Raw genomic sequence first — 17,288 nt, 5'->3', positions numbered from 1 at the left:
ACAAATCCGAACCACACGACCCGAACAGAATAGAACGCCGACCCCATCCGGCGGCGGGGACCGGCGGCGCGCGCCCTACCCGGCCTCGGACCACCGGCTTAGCGCGTTCGAACCGAACACGACATGATAGGGACCATGACGCACTCGGATGAGGCACCGGACCACATCGTCGTTGTCGGACCCGACGGCAGGCCGTTGGCCATTCCGGCGGCAGCCGGCTCGGAGGCGCCCTTCACCGCGCAGGTGGTGACCGACGACGATAATAAGGACAAGTCGGACGACCGCGACGACTCCGGCGAATCGCTCGCCGACATGGTCGAGCAGCCCGCGAAGGTGATGCGGATCGGCACCATGATCAAGCAGCTGCTCGAGGAGGTGCGGGCGGCTCCGCTGGACGAAGCCAGCCGCAACCGCCTGAAGGAGATCCACAAGTCCTCGGTGCGGGAGCTGGAGCAGGGTCTCGCCCCCGAACTGCGGGAGGAGCTCGAACGGCTCACTCTGCCGTTCACCGACGACGGTGTTCCGACCGACGCCGAGCTGCGGATCGCGCAGGCACAGCTGGTCGGCTGGCTGGAGGGCCTGTTCCACGGCATCCAGACCGCGCTGTTCGCCCAGCAGATGGCCGCACGCGCCCAGCTCGAACAGATGCGTCAGGGCGCGTTGCCGCCCGGCATCCACGCCGCCGACCCGCGCGGCGGCCAGACGAGTCACGTCACCGGCGGTTCCGGCCAGTACCTGTGAGACGGTCGACGCGCGTGTGCCACACGGCGCCGGGAAGCCGCAGGGGTAGTCTCGTGCACCGTGCCCGCCGCTGCCGCTCGCTCCGACTCGGTCTCCGAACCGAGTGCGGTGCGTCCTGAAGAGAGCTCAGTTGGTTCCGATGACCAAGCGCGTTCAGATGACAGCTCACCGACCTCACCGGCCGAGCACACGGAGCCTTCCGGCGACGACTCGCAGGAGCGTCCGGTGAGCGCGGCCACGCCGGAGGCGCAGACCCTGCACTCCGGCGCCACCGTGGCGAAGATCGTGCCGGACTCCCAGACGTTCCGGCGCGCGTTCCAGGACTTCGCGGTCGGGTTCGCCCAGCGCGAGCTGTGGCTGTCGCTGGGCTGGCAGGACATCAAGCAGCGGTACCGCCGCTCGGTGCTCGGCCCGTTCTGGATCACCATCGCCACCGGCTTGCAGGCCGTCGCGATGGGCGTGCTGTACGCGGCCCTGCTCGGCCAGCCGCTGCTCGAGTACCTGCCCTACGTGACGGTCGGGCTGATCATCTGGAACGTGATCAGCGCGAGCATCCTGGAGGGCTCGGAGGTCTTCATCGCCAACGAGGGCCTGATCAAACAGCTTCCCTCCGCGCTGAGCGTGCACGTCTACCGGCTGGTGTGGCGGCAACTGCTGTTCTTCGCCCACAACATGGTCATCTACCTGGTGATGCTCGCCGCGTTCGGCGTCTGGCGCCACCTCGGCGTGGCCAGCCTGATGGCGATACCGGCGATCGCGCTGATCTTCCTGAATTCCATGTGGGTGTCGATCGTGTTCGGCATTTTCAGCACCCGCTACCGCGATATCGCGCCGATTCTCGGCAGCACCACGCTGATGCTGTTCGTGCTCACCCCGGTGATGTGGACGACCAAGACCCTGGAATCACAGGTCGGCACCGGCGACCGCGCGAAACTGGCCGAACTCGTGCCGACGTTCCACTATCTCGAAATCGTCCGGGCGCCGCTGCTCGGCGAGCCGCAGGAACTGCGCCACTGGGTGATCGTCGGCACGATCACCCTGGTCGGCTGGATCGTGGCGATCTTCGCCATGAAGCAGTACCGTTCGCGCGTACCGTACTGGGTATAGGAGCGCCCCGATGAGTCGTGTGAGTATCGAGACCCAGGAGGCGTGGGTCGAATTCCCGATCTTCGACGCCAAATCCCGGTCGTTGAAAAAAGCGTTCCTCGGTAAAGCGGGCGGCGCGATCGGGCGCAACCAGTCCGACGTCGTCGTGGTCGAGGCACTGCGGGACATCAATCTCTCGCTGAAAGAAGGCGACCGGGTCGGCCTGGTCGGGCACAACGGCGCGGGCAAGTCGACGCTGCTGCGCCTGCTCTCCGGTATCTACGAACCCTCGCGCGGCAGTGCCCGCATCCGCGGGCGGGTGGCGCCGGTGTTCGATCTCGGCGTCGGCATGGATCCGGAGATCTCCGGCTACGAGAACATCATCATCCGCGGCCTGTTCCTCGGGCAGACGCGCAAGCAGATGCTGGCGAAGATCGATGAGATCGCTGATTTCACCGAACTCGGCGAATACCTGTCCATGCCGTTGCGCACCTATTCCACCGGTATGCGGGTGCGCCTGGCGATGGGCGTGGTCACCTCGATCGATCCGGAGATCCTGCTGCTCGACGAGGGCATCGGCGCGGTGGACGCGGAATTCATGAAGAAGGCCCGGCTGCGGTTGCAGTCCTTGGTGGCGCGTTCGGGCATCCTGGTTTTCGCCAGCCATTCCAACGAATTCCTCGCGCAACTGTGCGACACGGCGCTGTGGATCGACCACGGCCAGATCCGCTTGCGTGGCGGCATCGAAGAAGTGGTGCGAGCCTATGAGGGCCCGGATGCGGGGAATCACGTCGCGACGGTGCTGCGCGAAATGGAAGCCGAACGGGCCGGGGCAACCGAACGAGAATTGGAGCGGAATCAGGCATGAGTGAGCCGACCGGGCAGGACACCCCGATCGACGAAGGGGCGAAGGCCCGGATCGGCTCCGTGCCGGAGGAGGCCGTCGAGCTCGACGCCCCCGCCGCCTCGCTCGCGGCGAAATCCACCGCGGCGGACTCCGATTCGCAGCCGCGCGTCGTGGCCGTCGTCGTCACGCACAAGCGCCGCGAACTGCTCGCCGAGTCGCTGAAAGTCGTCACCTCCCAGTCGCGGCCGGTGGATCACTTGATCGTGGTCGACAACGGCAACGAGCAGGAGGTCGCCGACCTGGTGCGCGACCAGCCGGTGGAAGCCACCTACCTGGGCTCGGCGCACAACCTCGGCGGCGCGGGCGGGTTCGCGCTCGGCATGCTGCACGCGCTGAGCATGGGCGCGGACTGGGTGTGGCTCGCCGACGACGACGGCAGGCCCGAAGGTCCCGACGTGCTGTCCATCCTGCTGGACTGCGCGAACCGCCACGGCCTGGTCGAGGTATCGCCCGTGGTCTGCGATATCGATGAACCCGACCGCCTGGCCTTCCCGCTGCGCCGGGGCGTGGTCTGGCGCAGGCTGCGCTCGGAACTGGGCGACGAGGACTTCCTGCCCGGCATCGCCTCGCTGTTCAACGGCGCGCTGATCTCCGCGCAGGCGGTCGACGTGATCGGCGTGCCGGACCTGCGCCTGTTCGTGCGCGGCGACGAGGTCGAGGTGCATCGCAGGCTGGTGCGCTCCGGGCTGCCGTTCGGCACCTGCCTGCAGACGGCGTACCTGCATCCCAACGGCGCGGCGGAATTCAAGCCGATCCTCGGCGGCCGGATGCATACCCAGTACCCCGACGATCCGGTGAAGCGCTACTTCACCTACCGAAACCGTGGCTACCTGATGTCCCAGCCGGGCATGCGGAAACTGCTTCCCCAGGAATGGATTCGCTTCTCCTGGTTCTTCTTGGTCACCCGCCGCGACCCGGCCGGCCTGCGCGAATGGTTCCACCTACGCTCCCTGGGCCGCCACGAACAGTTCGGCAAACCCGACTAGTCACAGCTGGTTCGTCCTCGCAGAGGCGGGCGCCGCGCGCGTCCGAACCTGCGAGGGCGGAAATTCGGTTGTGCGCCGGCGGGGGCAAGTGCGAGGGTGGACTGCGAGAGCGGAAGGAGGTGTGGACCGTGACGAGGAACGTGCGGATTGCCGTGTCCGGGCGAGCTGACATCAGTCGCGCCGCCACACGAAACTCCACCTCATTCTCCGCTCGCTGAACCCCTGGTCGGGTTCGGCGCCCGACGAAGGATTCCATCCCCCATGGTCGACCACGACCTGCTCGTCCCTTACGGCTGGACCGAAGCCGTTTCCGCCCGTTACGCCTCGATGATCGAGGAAGGCTGTGTGCCCGCGCGAGTGATCCGCATGGATCGCAGTGAATGCGACGTGGCCACGCCGAACGGGCTCGCCCGCGCCCGCTGCCCCCGCCCCGATACCGAAGTCAGCGGTTTGTGCACCGGCGACTGGGTGACCGTCGACGCCGCCTCCGCGGTGCGCAGCCTGCTTCCGCGGCGATCGGCGATCGTGCGGTCGTCGGCCTCCGGCCGCTCGCGCGGCCAGGTGCTCGCCGCCAACGTCGACACCGTCCTGATCTGCACCGCCGCCGACGGCGATGTGGACCTCGGGCGCATCGAGCGCATGCTCACGCTGGTCTGGGAGAGCAACGCCCAGCCGATCGTGCTGCTCACCAAGGCCGACTCGGCGACCGATCTCCCGCTCGACGAGGTGCGCGCCGTCGCGCCGGGCGCTGCCGTACTCGAGGTGAGCGCGAACACCGGCCTGGGACTCGAGGTGCTCACCGCGATGCTCGACGGCACCGTCGCGCTGCTCGGACCCTCCGGTGCTGGGAAGTCCACCCTCGCCAACGCGCTGCTCGGCGCGGAGATCTTCGCCACCAATGCGGTCCGCGACGCGGACAAGAAAGGCAGGCACACCACGGTGCACCGGGAACTGCGCCCACTGCCAGGGGGCGGCACCCTGATCGATACGCCAGGGCTGCGCGGCATCGGGCTGTGGGATGCCACCGAAGGCATCGAGAAAACCTTCAGCGACATCGAATCCCTTGCCGCGCAGTGCCGTTTCGGCGACTGCGCGCACCGCGGCGAACCGGGCTGCGCGGTGCGGGCGGCGATCGAGGACGGCGAACTCACCCAACGCAGGCTCGACAGCTACAACAAGCTGGCGCGGGAGAACGAGTGGATGCAGGCGCGCACCGACAAACGGCTGCAGGCCGAACGGGAACGGGCCTGGCGGGACATCACCAAGCAGCACCGCAAGATGTTCCGGGAAAAGAACTCGCGACGCTGACCGAACGGGGGCACGGTAGGGTGCCCCTCGCATCGTTCGCTATCTGGGAGGGATAGATGAGTCATCCAGGCGGGTATCCGCCACACGGCCAGCAGCCCGGGCAATGGCCTGGGCAGCCGGCGTTCGGTCAGCAGCCGCCCGTCGGGCAGTACCCGCCTCCGCAGGCGCCCGCGCAGTACGCGCCGCCCGCGGGGCAGCATCCGAGCCAACCGCATCTCGCCCAACCCCAGGTCGGCCAGCAGCCGTACGGGCAGCCCCAGTTCGGCCAGCCCGCACCGCAACACGGCCAGCCGCAGCCATATGGTGCGCCGCAGCAGTTCGGGCAGCCGCAACCGTACGGGCAGCCGCAGCAGTTCGCTCCGCAGCAGGGTTACGGCCAGCCCACCGACCCGCCTGGCATCACCATCGATGCCTCGTACTCGGTCTGGGCGTTCCTGCTCGCGCTGACCAAGCCGAAGATCCTGGTCAACGGCCAGCGGGTGCCCAACACCCGCTGGGGAGCCAACCACATCCCGGTCGGCCCCGGGCAGTACCACGTCCGGGTCACCACTCCGTGGTTGTTCGACATGGGTCCGGCGAACGTGACCGTGCCGATCGCCGACGGACAGGCCACCCGGTTCTACTACAAGGCCCCCGTGGTGATCTTCCTCAACGGCGCGATCGGACCGGTTCCACAGAAGGCGCCGGGCATGCTGTTCCTGTACATCGTCTGGGCCCTGGTCGGACTGATGTTCCTGCTGAACATCCTGCTCATCGCCACGATCTGAGTCGGGAGGAGGGCACCGGCACGCCGGTGCCCTCTCTTCGCACACCCTATGCAACTGGTTGCATAGGGACGAGGTTTACGCTTAGTCTGCAAGCGCGTACAGCCGCGGGCTGCCGCCTGTGGCGGAAACGAAGGAGCAGGTCACATGACGGAACCGGGATCCAAGCCGCTAGCGGGCCGGACGATGATCATGTCCGGCGGCAGTCGCGGCATCGGGCTGGAGATCGCCAAACGGGCCGCGGCCGACGGCGCGAACGTCACCCTGATCGCGAAGACCGACCAACCGCACCCCAAGCTGCCCGGCACGATTCACACCGCCGCCGCGGAACTCGAGGCGGCGGGCGGGCAGGTATTGCCGTTCGTGGGCGATGTCCGCATCGACGAGTCGGTGGCCGAGGCGGTGCGCCGGACGGTCGAGCGCTTCGGCGGCATCGACATCGTGGTGAACAACGCCTCCGCGATCGACCTGTCCCCCACCGACGCACTGCCGATGAAGAAGTACGACCTGATGCAGGACATCAACTGCCGGGGCAGCTTCCTGCTGTCCAAGCTGAGCATCCCGCATCTGCGCGAATCGGCGAAGGCCGGGCGCAATCCGCACATCCTCACCCTGTCCCCGCCGTTGAACCTCGACCCGAAGTGGGCGGGCATGGCGCTGGGCTACACCATCGCCAAGTACGGCATGTCGCTGACCACGCTGGGACTGGCCGAGGAACTCAAGGGCGACGGCATCGGCGTCAACTCGCTGTGGCCGCGCACCACCATCGCCACGGCCGCGGTGAAGAACCTGCTCGGTGGCGAGGAGATGATCTCCACCTCGCGCACCCCCGACATCTACGCCGACGCCGCCTACTTGGTGCTCACCTCACCCGCCAAGGAGACAAGCGGCAATTTCTTCATCGATGACGACGTGCTGGCCGCCCACGGCATCACCGATCTGGACAAGTACCGCGTCACGCCCGGCGACGGCGAACTGACCACTGACCTGTTTCTGTAGGCCTCTGCGCGTCTTCAGGCCGGACTCCGGTGCCGCGACGGCAGCGTTGGCGGCTGGAAGTGGGGGACGGGCCAGTTGGCCCGTCCCCCATGAGTTACCCATGTACCAACGAAATCAGCTGTCGCGCTTAAAATCCTCGATCCCGTACAACCGCTCCCAGTTCTCGCGGCTGGTCAGTTCCGGGATGGCGGCGCGGTACTGCGCCTGCAAGGCGGGCAGTTCCCGGCGCAGTCGGCGCAGCACCCGCACCATCCGGCGCAGCAGCTGACGCGCGCGGGCCTTGTCGCGCCTGCGCACCCGGACGCCGGACTGCGAGGCGTCGGTGACTACCACGTGGTCGAACAGCGAGACGTGCCACCAGTAGGCGTCTTCCCTGGTGACGCCGATGATGCCGTGCTGGGTGCGGCCCAGCCACTGATTGATCGCGCGCTTGATCAGCACCAGTAGCACGCGGCTGGGCTCCCCACCGGCGCGGCGCAATTGGATGTCCGCCGAGCGGACCGGCGGCGTCGCCGCGGGGTGCTTGATCGTCTCGGGGTAGTCGGCCCGGCTGGTGCGCGCGGCGGCCAGCGCTTCGATACCGCCGTCCCGCAATACCTGCGGACCCTTCAAGAAGTCCTCGATGCCCTGCAAAGTGGTGTGCACCAGGCCGTACTGCATCGCGACCAGCTGTTCGGACATCTCCCGGAACAGTTTGCGGGTGATCTCCTTCCCGTCCAGCTCCGCGTGCAGTGAACCGACGATCAGCGAATTACGCGTGCTGAAGTAGCGCGCCCAGTCGTCGTAGTCCTTCCAGTAGAAGTCGGCGTGCCACACCGCGGCGTTGGGCAGCGTGACGGTGACGAAACCGTGCTCGCGCGCCCGGATGCCGTACTCCACGTCGTCCCACTGGAAGAAGATCGGGATCGGCAGGCCGATCTTCGCGACCACCTCGGCCGGGATCAGGCAGGTCCACCAGGCGTTGTAGCCCGCGTCCACGCGGCGCTCCTGGTTCTTCTTCAACATGCTCGTGTTGCGCAGCGCCTTCGACACCTTCTGGCCGTGCCGCAGCCGGTGCAGGTGCACCTCCTCGGCGCCGACGTTCAGGTAGTCGGGGTTGAGCAGGAACAGCATCTGCGCGCCGACCAGGGTCGGTTCCACCGTCAGGTTGGCGAACGCGTTGAGCCGCAGCACGGTCTCCGGTTCGCACAGAATGTCGTCGTCCATCAGGATGACGTCGGCGTGCTCGTTCACCGCGGACACCTCGTAGAGCCCGCGGGTGAAACCGCCCGCACCGCCGAGGTTCGGCTGGCGCAGATAGCGCAGCTTCTCGCCGAAGACCGGGGCGACCTCCTGGTAGCGCGGCCGGTTCTCCACCAGATCGGTGCCCTGGTCGACGACGTACACCGCGTCGATCGCGGCCAGCACGGTCGGATCGGAGGCCAGCGCCGCGACAGTCTCGGCGCAGTCCGCGGCGCGGTTGAAGGTGCAGATGGCGATGGCGACCGGGCGCACCCGCTCCGGCGCGACGGCGGTCCAGGTCAGCTCCGCGATGCCGAGCGCGCCGCCGATGGCGTCGAATTCCAGCCACAGCGCGCCGCCGTCGACGTACTGGTCGAGCGGGGCGGACAGCGTCACCGAGCCGCCGGTGTCGACCCGCGCGGTATCGATGATCCGCCGGTGACCCGCGATGTCGGAGGCCACCAGCCGAATCTTCGCCTTGGCGACCACGTCGAGCACCATGGTGACCCGAACTTCGGTGACCGTGGTCCAGCGCTGCCAGTAACTGGCGGCGAACCGGCCGAAGTAGGTGTTGGTGTGCGCGGTCGCGCCCTTGTCCAACCGCAGCGTCTGGCGCTCCCGGTGCGCGCCACCCTTCACCACGGCGTACAGCTCGTCGCTCACCTTCGCCGACGGGCCGGTGAAGATGCCGCGCTGTAAGACGAGCCGGTCCGGCGCCCGATGGTCGGCGCGCAGCGCGGCAGGCGCCTCAGCGGCCGTCGAGCGATCGTTTGTTTCGGTAACGGCCTCGATAGCCGACTGATCCATGAAATCCTCGAAATTCTCATTGTGCCGGACGGGACGGACACGCCCCTCGATGCCTTCACGGCGGGGGTGAGGATATCAACCGCTGTGCGCGCTTGCCCGCCGTGCGGCCACGCCGACGTGTGGTCGAACCATTGCTAAACGTTCGCCGATTCGTTGTCGGTGGTGCTGCCAGTGCCCGCGCGCGCCCCGGTGAAGACGAATTTGTCGTAGGCCCAGTACCGGAACACCACGGCCACGATCTGCCCGATCAACGTACCGGAGATGTTGTCCGACAGTGGGCTGGACAGGTCGAGCAGGTAGCGGGAAAAGCCGAGACAGCCCAGTTGCAGGCCGATCGCCACGACATTGAACACGGCGTAGAGGAGGTACTCGCGCCCGGGATTGTCGGTCTGTTTGTGCGCGAAGGTCCACCATTTGTTGCCGAAATAGGTCACCACCGTCGCCACCGCGATCGCGATGATCTTGGCCGGTAGTGGGTAGTGATAGAGCACGCCCTCGCCACCCCAGAAGACCAGGAGGTTGTACGTGCCCGCGTCCACCAGGAACCCGATCGCGCCGACCACCAGGAAAGCCCCGCCTCTGCGCAGCGCGGTGAGCACTCTGCGAACGACCGTTCCGGTCTCCGGCGTCACTGACTCGCCCGCGGATGCGGTGGACTCACTGGATGGCACCGCCCGACGGTACCGCAGGCTCGGGGAACCGCCCACGACGGGAAAAACCGCTCCCGCGCACGGTGAGGTCGGCCACGCACAGGCTGTGAGTTCCCTGTACCCTCCCCGTGTTCCCACATTCACCGATCGCGAGGATTGACCCGGGTGGACTCCACCGAGCTCCGTATTGCCGCCGTGGTTCCGTGTCACAACGAAGAGGCTTCGGTCGCCAAGGTCGTGGCCGATCTGCAGGCCGCCGTGCCGGGAATCGTCGTCTACGTCTACGACAATCTGAGCACGGACACGACCGCCGAGCGTGCCCGCGAGGCCGGAGCGATCGTGCGTCACGAGCACACCAAGGGCAAGGGCAATGTGGTGCGCCGCGCCTTCGCCGACATCGAGGCCGACGTGTACTTGATGATCGACGGCGACGACACCTACGAGGCGTCCGCCGCGCCGCTGATGATCAAGACGCTGTTGGACGGGCCCTACGATCACGTGCTCGGCGTGCGCAAGCAGGACGAGAGCGGCTCGGCCTATCGCGCGGGACACGAAACCGGCAACAAGGTGCTCAACGGCGTGGTCGGGAAAGTGTTCGGCGAGAACGTCGAGGACATGCTCTCCGGCTTCCGGGTGTTCTCCCGCCGTTTCGTGAAGAGCTTTCCCGCCGTGTCCCGCGAGTTCGAGATCGAGACCGAGCTCACTGTGCACTCGCTGCATCTGCGGGTGCCGAAGACGGCGGTGCCCGTCGGCTTCCGGGATCGCCCCGCGGGCAGCGAGAGCAAGCTGCGCACCTACCACGACGGGTTCAAGATCCTGGCCCTGATCGTCGGGCTGGCCCGGCACGAGCGGCCGGTCGCGTTCTACGGTCTGTTCGGCACGCTGAGCTGGCTGGTCTCGATCATCCTGACCATCCCGATCGTCGTCGAGTTCTACAACACCCATGAGGTGCCCCGCTTCCCGACGCTGTTCCTCGGCTTCACACTGCTGCTGCTGGGCAGCCTCGCCTGGACCGCGGGCCTGATCCTCGACGGCATCCGGCGCTCCCGCCACGAGGCCGCGCGCCTGGTCTACCTGCGCTACACCGCGGTGGGCGCGGACGACCCGCGGATCACCGGCAACGGCGCCGCCCGTGACGCCGAGGCCGGGCGTTGACGACATCGGCGGATCCGACCGCGACGCCGGACAAGGATCTGGACGAGCCCACTGATACGGCGCCGCTACCCGCGACCGACACCGCACCGCTACCCGCGGTCGACGCCGAGGCGGCGACCGCTCCCGGCACGGACCGGTCCGCGAAAGGCTTCGCGGGCCGCATGGTGGCGCGGCTGGGCGGGGCGACGATCGCCTTCACCCTGCTGGCGACGATCTTCGGCGCGCTGTTCACCGTCCTCACCCCACCGTTCTGGGGCCACGACGAGATCACCCAGTTCGGCCGCGCCTACCAGGTCGCGCACGGCGGGTTCCTGCCCCAGCGGATCCACGACGATCGCGGCATCGCCTACGGCGGCGACGTCCCGTCCAGCATCACCGCGCTGATGGGCTACGCGCTGAAGGACTACACCACCAACCCGGACGAGCCGGACCCGATGGTGGGCGACCCGGCCCGCTACGACCAGTTGACCGGCACCGCGGTCTCGGACGCCACCGAACCCGTCTGGTTCACCAACACCGCCGCCTACTCGCCGGTCCCCTATATCCCGGCGGCCATCGGCATCCGGCTCGGCGAACTCTTCGGGCTCGACGTGGGCGGTCTGCTCCTGCTCACCCGGCTCGCCGGACTTCTCGCCTACCTCACGGTGGTCGGGTTCGGCCTGTACGCACTGCGCGCGCACCGGGTGCAGTGGCTGGCGTTCACCGTCGCCGTGCTGCCGATCGCGGTGTTCCAGGCCGGCACCGTCACCGCCGACACGATGACCAACGCACTGGCCATCCTGGTCTCCGCGCTGCTGGTGAAAGCCATGTTCCTCGGCGAGCGCCTGGGCCGGCTGGAGATCGGCGCGCTGCTGGCCGCGACGATCCTGCTGCCGGTGAGCAAGCCGACCTACGTGCTGCTCGCACTGCTGGTGGCCCTGGTGCCCGCGGACCGGTTCGGGTTCAGCGGCTGGCGGCGCGGGATTCCCTGGGTCATCGCCGCGACGGGTGCGCTCGCCTTCGCGGTGTGGATGAAGATCGCGTCGCCGACCGGCGACGGCATGGGCCTGATGCGGCCGCCGCACCAGTGGCACTCGGTGCGTCCCGGCGATCAGCTCAGCGGCATCCTGCGTGATCCGCCGGAGTTCGTGCACGTGTTCGGCGAGAGCATCGCGCTGCGCGACCAGCGTTGGTTCAGCCAGTTCTTCGGTGAACTCGGCTTCGCTTACGTCGACGTGCCCGCCCTCTCGATGCTGGCCTGCCTGCTGGCGTTCGCGGTGAGCCTCGGCGTCGCCGAGCGGATGACCGCCCCGGCTTTCCGTCGCACGCTGATCGTCGCGCTCACCATGGCCGCGAGCGTCGCGATGATCTACGTGACGCTCTACATGTCGTTCACGCCGGTCGGCTACTACATCGTCGACGGCGTGCAGGGCCGCTACTTCGTGCCGCTGGCGATGGTCACGCTCGCGGTGCTGCTGCGCTGGATGCCCTTGCGGCTCACCGATTCCGCGGGGAAGACCCCGTCGGTGGGCCCGGCCGTCACCGTGCTGGTGGCGTCGAGTGTGGCCCTGGTCGCGGCGGCGGCGAAGTACTACACCGTCGTGTGGGGTTGAGCGAGAAGGAATTCGATCGCGGCGCCGCGGGGCTGGTACCCGGGGCGCCGCCGCCGTCTCAGTCCCCCGCCGCGCTGAGCGTCCGCTCGCCGGCCGCGAGGTAGGCCCGCTCGGTGTCGGCCTTGTACGGGCGCCACCAGTCTTCGTTGTCCCGGTACCACTGGACGGTCGCCGCCAGTCCGGCGCGGAAGTCGGCGTAGCGCGGGCGCCAGCCGAGTTCGGCGCGCAGCAAGGTCGCGTCGATCGCGTAGCGCTGGTCGTGACCGGGCCGGTCGGTGACGTGGTCGAAATCGTCGGGGTCGCGGCCGAACTCCGCGAGGATCATCCGCACCACGGACTTGTTGTCGAGTTCACCGTCGGCGCCGATCAGGTAGGTCTGCCCGATCCGGCCGCGCCGCAGGATCTCCCACACGGCGCGATTGTGGTCCTCGACGTGAATCCAGTCGCGCACCTGGTGTCCCGCGCCGTAGAGCCGGGGGCGCATCCCGTCGATCAGGTTGGTGATCTGACGCGGGATGAACTTCTCAACATGCTGGTAGGGACCGTAGTTATTGCTGCAATTGGAGAGGGTGGCCCGCACGCCGAACGAGCGGGTCCAGGCACGCACCAGCAGATCGCTCGAGGCCTTGGTGGCCGAGTAGGGGCTGGACGGGTTGTACGGGGTGGTCTCGGTGAACGCCGGGTCGTCCGGGGTCAGGTCGCCGTAGACCTCGTCGGTCGAGACGTGGTGGTAGCGCACGTCGTGCCTGCGCACGGCCTGCAGCAGCGAATAGGTGCCGACGATATTGGTCTGCACGAACGGCCACGGCTCGGCGAGGGAGTTGTCGTTGTGCGACTCGGCGGCGAAGTGCACCACCGCGTCCACGCCGCTGACCAGTTCGTCGACCAGGTCCAGGTCGGCGATGTCCCCGTGCACGAAGTCGACGCGGTCGGCCACCGGGGCCAGCGAGGCCCGGTTCCCCGCATAGGTCAGAGCGTCGAGGACGGTGACGGTCGTATCCGGATGGTCGGACACGGTCTGCTGGACGAAGTTCGCGCCGATGAAACCGGCGCCACCGGTGACGAGCAATCGCACCCCATGACTCTACGTGGGTCCGGTGCGCCCCGGCGACGGACTCGAAATCCGATGCGGCCGAGGGCCACTCCAGATTTTCGATCTGTGACCTTCGTCTCATTGACTTCCCAGCCAGAAGAACTTCCGGATTGATTTGTCGGGGAAAACCCCGGTCATCGCCCACATTTCCGCGACCCCACCAAGCCGCAAGTCTCGACGGTGAACAAAATTTGAATAAATAGTCACAACGGGTTCACCACGCGTTAGCTGCTCTAGATTTTGCTCATCTAGTCCCCTCCGAACGTCCCAATCGAGGTTCCAAACAAAATGCTGATGAGGAAATTCGCCGCGACGTCGGCACTGCTGATCGCCGCTCTTGGCGTCACCGCCGGCACCGTGAACGCGGCTCCGGCCCCCGAGGCCGATGGCGCGGTGAACTTCACCGCCCACGCGACCGACACCCAGTCCATCATCACGACCGATGCCGGTTCCATGGTCGTCGAGGATGGCACCTTCAAGGTCAAGGCCGCCAACGGCGACGTGCTGACCGGCATGCCGCTGACCTTCCGTGTGGACGACTTCGAGTTCCCGATCGCTGCCGAGATCGCGGACCGCACCGCCACCCTGACCCCGCAGTTCGACATGGCGCACGCGACCTACAAGCCGGTCGCCCTCCCCTTCGAGGACAAGGCGCCGTGGAAGACCGAGTACGACCGTGAGACGGCCGCCTTCAACCGCATGAAGGACACCATCTCGACCGGCGCCTCCATCGGCACCCTGGTCGGCGGCCTCAGCGGCGCCGCAGTGGGCTGCGTGCTCGGCGGCATCGCCGGCGCCACCGTCGCCTCGGCGGCCATCATCGGCCTGTTCGGCGCGTTCATCCCGGCCGCGGCCATCGGCTGCCTCGGCGGCATCATCGCCGTCGGCGCCCTGGGCACCCTCGCGGGCCAGCTGCTGGTCACCGCTCCGGTCGCGATCGGCGCTGCGATCCAGTACTTCACCACCATCAACCAGCCGTTCAACCCGCCCGCCAAGTAGTCGGCACTGAACGCATACAACTGAATCGAAAATCGGAAGCCCCGCCCGCGCTGCTGCGTGGGCGGGGCTTCCGTTGTTTACCCCCTCCGGATAGTGAACAAATGCTGAACTATATGGAACTAATAAGCGTTGCCCACCGCTGAGCTGCACTATCAAGGCCAGATAACTTCGGATCGGAATTAATAGCGGTCGCGCACCGGAGCCGTCGCCCGCAGCGACAGCATCGAAACCGCGGAGCCCACACAGGACGCGAGCCCCGTCCCGGCTGATGCGGAACGAGGCTCGCCTCGAAGGGCCGGACGGTCAAGCCGTCCGTGCCTGCTGGTCGTCCTCGATACGGGCCCGCACGAACCGCGAAACCCGCGCCAGCGCCGCCCTGCTCTCCGGCAGGCCCGGCGCGATGCTCATGAAGGCGTGCACCTGGCCGCGCCACAGCTCCAGCGCGTTCGGGACGCCCGCCGCGGTGAGCCGCTGTGCCATCAACTCGGAGTCGAACCGCAACACCTCGTCCTCGGCGGCGATCAACAGCACCGGAGGCAGCCCGGCGAGGACCGCGTTGACCGGCGACAGGCTCGGATCGAGCATCCCGTCGACCTCGGCGCCGATGCGCACCACCGCCTCCAACGCCGACAGCGGGATGTACGGATCGCGCGTGACGTTCACATAGTCCCGCTTCGCTCCGTAGTCCAGGTCCAGCAGCGGGCTCAGACCGACCAACCCGGCCGGCGCGGGCAGTCCCGACTCCAGGGCCAGCAGGGCGGTCGCGAAGGCGAGGAATCCGCCCGCGGAGTCGCCCGCGAAGACGATCCGCGCCGGATCCGCGCCGTGGCGCAGCAGCCAGCGGTAGGCCGACAGACAGTCCTGCACCGACTCCGTGATGCGGGAGCCGGGCAGCTGGCGGTACTCGACGTTGATCACCGGCAGCCCGGTACGGCGGGCCAGGCTCGCCGCGACCGGACGGTGGCTGCAGGTGTCGCAGATCGCGAAGCCACCGCCGTGCATGTACAGCACCGCGCCGTGACGCAGCGCCCGCCCCGCACCGGCCGGACGGAGGATCTCCAGGCGGATACCGTGCAGCGAAACCTGCTCCCGATCGATGCCGTGCGGCCGCGGACGCAACCGCGCCAGCCCGTTCACTGTGGCGGCGCCGAGAGGAATGGTCGTCCTGGTGACCGGGAACGTGCGCAGCACCGGCCGCACCACGCCCATACAGGTGGCCAGCAGCAGGCGCGATTGCGCGCTGGGGCCCTTCGGATTCATCACCACGCCGGGCTCGCCGTGTCTGGTCGCCATCGCGCACCTACCTCAACCTGGCGCGCCGATTCACGACCGGACCGAGATCGCCCAGGCGAGGTGTCGGCGCTGACATCTCACACAGTGTCTTTTCAGAACACCATGAGCATCGTGACCTATGCAACAGAATCGCCCGATACCGGCCGTAGCGAAACGCCCGTGACCGAATCGAGGACTAGTCGGAACCTCACCGAATCCCGGCGCCGGGAAACTGGCAGACTCCATGCATGCGCGGAATCATCTTGGCGGGCGGCACCGGCTCCCGGTTGCACCCGATCACGCGCGGGGTGAGCAAGCAGCTGGTCCCGGTCTACGACAAACCCATGGTCTACTACCCCCTCTCCACGCTGATGCTCGCGGGGATCAGGGACATCCTGGTGATCACCACGCCCGAGGACGCGGCGGCGTTCCGGCGGCTGCTCGGCGACGGCGCGCAGTTCGGCCTGTCGCTCAGCTACGTGGTTCAGCCCGAGCCGGACGGCTTGGCCAGGGCATTCGTCCTCGGCGCCGACCACATCGGCACCGATTGCGCCGCCTTGGTGCTCGGCGACAACATCTTTCACGGGCCCGGCCTCGGCACCAGTCTGCACCGCTTCCACGAGATCGACGGCGGCGCGGTGTTCGCCTACTGGGTGTCGGACCCGACCGCCTACGGCGTCGTGGAGTTCACCGAGGGGCGCGCGGTGTCCATCGAGGAGAAGCCCAAGGCGCCGCGGTCCAATTACGCCATTCCCGGGCTGTACTTCTACGACAACGACGTGGTGGAGATCGCCCGCTCGCTGCAACCCTCGGCGCGCGGCGAATACGAGATCACCGACATCAATCGCGCCTACCTGCAACAGGATCGGCTGAGCGTGGACGTGCTGGCCCGCGGCACGGCCTGGCTGGACACCGGCACCTTCGATTCGCTGCTGGACGCGGCCAATTACGTACGCACGATCGAAGAGCGACAGGGCCTGAAGATCGGCGTCCCCGAGGAGGTGGCCTGGCGGATGGGCTACATCGACGACGAGCAGCTGTGCGCGCTCGCCGAACCGCTTGTCCGCTCCGGTTACGGCCGCTACCTGCTCGATCTGCTCGAACGCGGACGGGACTGGTGAGCATGGAGTTCCGGGAACTCGCCGTGCCCGGCGCCTGGGTGATCACCCCGCGTCAGCACGGCGACGATCGCGGCATGTTCCTCGAGGGGTTCAAGGCCTCGGAGTTCGAGAAGGCGACCGGGCGGGCGTTCGACCTGCGGCAGGTGAACTGCTCGGTCTCGGCGGCCGGTGTGCTGCGCGGCATCCACTACACCGAGGACCCGCCCGGTCAGGCCAAGTACGTGACCTGCGTGCGTGGCGCGTTCCTCGACGTGGTGGTGGACCTGCGCCCCGGCTCGCCGACCTACGGGCGCTGGGACAGCGTGCTGCTCGACGACGTCGACCGGCGCTCGGTCTTCCTGTCCGAAGGACTGGGCCACGCGATCCTCTCCCTGGAGGACGGATCGACGGTCACCTACCTGTGCTCGCTGGAATACCAGCCCGAATTCGACCACGACGTCGATGCGTTCGATCCCACGCTGGGCATCGAATGGCCGCGGGTGGGGCGAGACGGCAGCGAACTCACCTTCGTCCGTTCCGCGAAGGACACCGCGGCCCCGCCGTTCTCCCGATCCGTATAGGCAACACCGGACGGAGTCCCTCCAGCC

At 67.7% G+C, this 17,288-nt stretch carries 16 protein-coding genes; 12 read left to right on the top strand and 4 right to left on the bottom strand.

The window, feature by feature from the left end; genetic code table 11:
* Positions 1 to 135 precede the first annotated feature (135 nt).
* From ON19_RS01260 to ON19_RS01225, 7 genes are all read left to right on the top strand, one after another.
* On the top strand, positions 136 to 741 hold the full coding sequence (locus ON19_RS01260) for a bacterial proteasome activator family protein (RefSeq protein WP_043685150.1): 606 nt from the start codon (positions 136 to 138) through the stop codon (positions 739 to 741).
* Between the two features lie 225 nt (positions 742 to 966).
* The gene (gene wzm / locus ON19_RS01255) at positions 967 to 1,848 is read left to right on the top strand and encodes a galactan export ABC transporter permease subunit Wzm/RfbD (protein WP_043685147.1); all 882 of its coding nucleotides are present in this window, start codon (positions 967 to 969) and stop codon (positions 1,846 to 1,848) included.
* A gap of 10 nt (positions 1,849 to 1,858) precedes the next feature.
* Positions 1,859 to 2,695 carry a galactan export ABC transporter ATP-binding subunit Wzt/RfbE gene (gene wzt / locus ON19_RS01250; protein ID WP_043685144.1) on the top strand — a complete coding sequence of 279 codons (837 nt, stop codon included), beginning with the start codon at positions 1,859 to 1,861 and terminating at the stop codon, positions 2,693 to 2,695.
* Complete coding sequence (gene glfT1, locus ON19_RS01245; protein WP_227954551.1) at positions 2,692 to 3,720, top strand: galactofuranosyltransferase GlfT1; 1,029 nt, start codon at positions 2,692 to 2,694, stop codon at positions 3,718 to 3,720. Before wzt ends, glfT1 begins: the two co-directional genes overlap by 4 nt.
* A gap of 261 nt (positions 3,721 to 3,981) precedes the next feature.
* Complete coding sequence (rsgA, locus tag ON19_RS01240; RefSeq protein WP_043685141.1) at positions 3,982 to 5,028, top strand: ribosome small subunit-dependent GTPase A; 1,047 nt, start codon at positions 3,982 to 3,984, stop codon at positions 5,026 to 5,028.
* 56 nt (positions 5,029 to 5,084) lie between these two features.
* Complete coding sequence (locus tag ON19_RS44380) at positions 5,085 to 5,795, top strand: hypothetical protein (protein WP_265336332.1); 711 nt, start codon at positions 5,085 to 5,087, stop codon at positions 5,793 to 5,795.
* 144 nt (positions 5,796 to 5,939) lie between these two features.
* Complete coding sequence (locus ON19_RS01225) at positions 5,940 to 6,791, top strand: SDR family oxidoreductase (RefSeq protein WP_043685137.1); 852 nt, start codon at positions 5,940 to 5,942, stop codon at positions 6,789 to 6,791.
* Between the two features lie 114 nt (positions 6,792 to 6,905).
* Here ON19_RS01225 and ON19_RS01220 read toward each other — a convergent pair whose 3' ends face one another.
* Both ON19_RS01220 and ON19_RS01215 read right to left on the bottom strand, forming a co-directional pair.
* On the bottom strand, positions 6,906 to 8,819 hold the full coding sequence (locus tag ON19_RS01220; protein WP_043685134.1) for a glycosyltransferase: 1,914 nt from the start codon (positions 8,817 to 8,819) through the stop codon (positions 6,906 to 6,908).
* 134 nt (positions 8,820 to 8,953) lie between these two features.
* The gene (locus tag ON19_RS01215) at positions 8,954 to 9,490 is read right to left on the bottom strand and encodes a GtrA family protein (protein ID WP_086006580.1); all 537 of its coding nucleotides are present in this window, start codon (positions 9,488 to 9,490) and stop codon (positions 8,954 to 8,956) included.
* 144 nt (positions 9,491 to 9,634) lie between these two features.
* Here ON19_RS01215 and ON19_RS01210 point away from each other — a divergent pair, with 144 nt between their 5' ends.
* Entirely contained in the window at positions 9,635 to 10,624 is a 990-nt protein-coding gene (locus ON19_RS01210; protein ID WP_043685128.1) for a glycosyltransferase, read from the top strand.
* The gene (locus ON19_RS01205) at positions 10,621 to 12,216 is read left to right on the top strand and encodes a DUF2142 domain-containing protein (protein ID WP_043685125.1); all 1,596 of its coding nucleotides are present in this window, start codon (positions 10,621 to 10,623) and stop codon (positions 12,214 to 12,216) included. Before ON19_RS01210 ends, ON19_RS01205 begins: the two co-directional genes overlap by 4 nt.
* A gap of 58 nt (positions 12,217 to 12,274) precedes the next feature.
* On the opposite strand, the gene rfbB is transcribed toward ON19_RS01205, so the two are convergent.
* Complete coding sequence (rfbB, locus tag ON19_RS01200) at positions 12,275 to 13,291, bottom strand: dTDP-glucose 4,6-dehydratase (RefSeq protein ID WP_043685122.1); 1,017 nt, start codon at positions 13,289 to 13,291, stop codon at positions 12,275 to 12,277.
* Positions 13,292 to 13,597: 306 nt separating this feature from the next.
* Here rfbB and ON19_RS01195 point away from each other — a divergent pair, with 306 nt between their 5' ends.
* Positions 13,598 to 14,308, top strand: a complete 711-nt coding sequence (locus ON19_RS01195) for a DUF8020 domain-containing protein (protein ID WP_043685118.1) — start codon at positions 13,598 to 13,600, stop codon at positions 14,306 to 14,308.
* Positions 14,309 to 14,611: 303 nt separating this feature from the next.
* Here ON19_RS01195 and ON19_RS01190 read toward each other — a convergent pair whose 3' ends face one another.
* Positions 14,612 to 15,601, bottom strand: coding sequence for an alpha/beta hydrolase (locus ON19_RS01190; protein WP_051168424.1), 990 nt, complete (start codon positions 15,599 to 15,601; stop codon positions 14,612 to 14,614).
* 227 nt (positions 15,602 to 15,828) lie between these two features.
* On the opposite strand from ON19_RS01190, the gene rfbA reads away from it, so the two are divergent.
* Positions 15,829 to 16,701 (top strand): glucose-1-phosphate thymidylyltransferase RfbA, encoded by an 873-nt coding sequence (gene rfbA / locus ON19_RS01185; RefSeq protein ID WP_043685115.1) that lies wholly within the window; start codon positions 15,829 to 15,831, stop codon positions 16,699 to 16,701.
* 2 nt (positions 16,702 to 16,703) lie between these two features.
* Entirely contained in the window at positions 16,704 to 17,261 is a 558-nt protein-coding gene (locus ON19_RS01180) for a dTDP-4-dehydrorhamnose 3,5-epimerase family protein (protein WP_043685112.1), read from the top strand.
* The last annotated feature ends 27 nt before the right edge of the window (positions 17,262 to 17,288 follow it).

Source organism: Nocardia abscessus NBRC 100374, from assembly GCF_000308455.1.
GTDB classification, from domain to species: Bacteria; Actinomycetota; Actinomycetes; order Mycobacteriales; family Mycobacteriaceae; genus Nocardia; species Nocardia abscessus.
Note: the sequence above shows the minus strand (reverse complement) of the source record. Positions and strands in the feature narration are given on the sequence as shown.

Coding starts and splice junctions, on each gene's coding strand:
- ON19_RS01180 (WP_043685112.1), top strand. CDS start 16,704: ATGGAGTTCCGGGAACTCGCCGTGCCCGGCGCCTGGGTGATCACCCCG.
- ON19_RS01220 (WP_043685134.1), bottom strand. CDS start 8,819: ATGGATCAGTCGGCTATCGAGGCCGTTACCGAAACAAACGATCGCTCG.
- rsgA (WP_043685141.1), top strand. CDS start 3,982: ATGGTCGACCACGACCTGCTCGTCCCTTACGGCTGGACCGAAGCCGTT.
- ON19_RS01190 (WP_051168424.1), bottom strand. CDS start 15,601: ATGGCGACCAGACACGGCGAGCCCGGCGTGGTGATGAATCCGAAGGGC.
- rfbA (WP_043685115.1), top strand. CDS start 15,829: ATGCGCGGAATCATCTTGGCGGGCGGCACCGGCTCCCGGTTGCACCCG.
- ON19_RS01225 (WP_043685137.1), top strand. CDS start 5,940: ATGACGGAACCGGGATCCAAGCCGCTAGCGGGCCGGACGATGATCATG.
- glfT1 (WP_227954551.1), top strand. CDS start 2,692: ATGAGTGAGCCGACCGGGCAGGACACCCCGATCGACGAAGGGGCGAAG.
- ON19_RS44380 (WP_265336332.1), top strand. CDS start 5,085: ATGAGTCATCCAGGCGGGTATCCGCCACACGGCCAGCAGCCCGGGCAA.
- ON19_RS01195 (WP_043685118.1), top strand. CDS start 13,598: ATGCTGATGAGGAAATTCGCCGCGACGTCGGCACTGCTGATCGCCGCT.
- wzt (WP_043685144.1), top strand. CDS start 1,859: ATGAGTCGTGTGAGTATCGAGACCCAGGAGGCGTGGGTCGAATTCCCG.
- ON19_RS01260 (WP_043685150.1), top strand. CDS start 136: ATGACGCACTCGGATGAGGCACCGGACCACATCGTCGTTGTCGGACCC.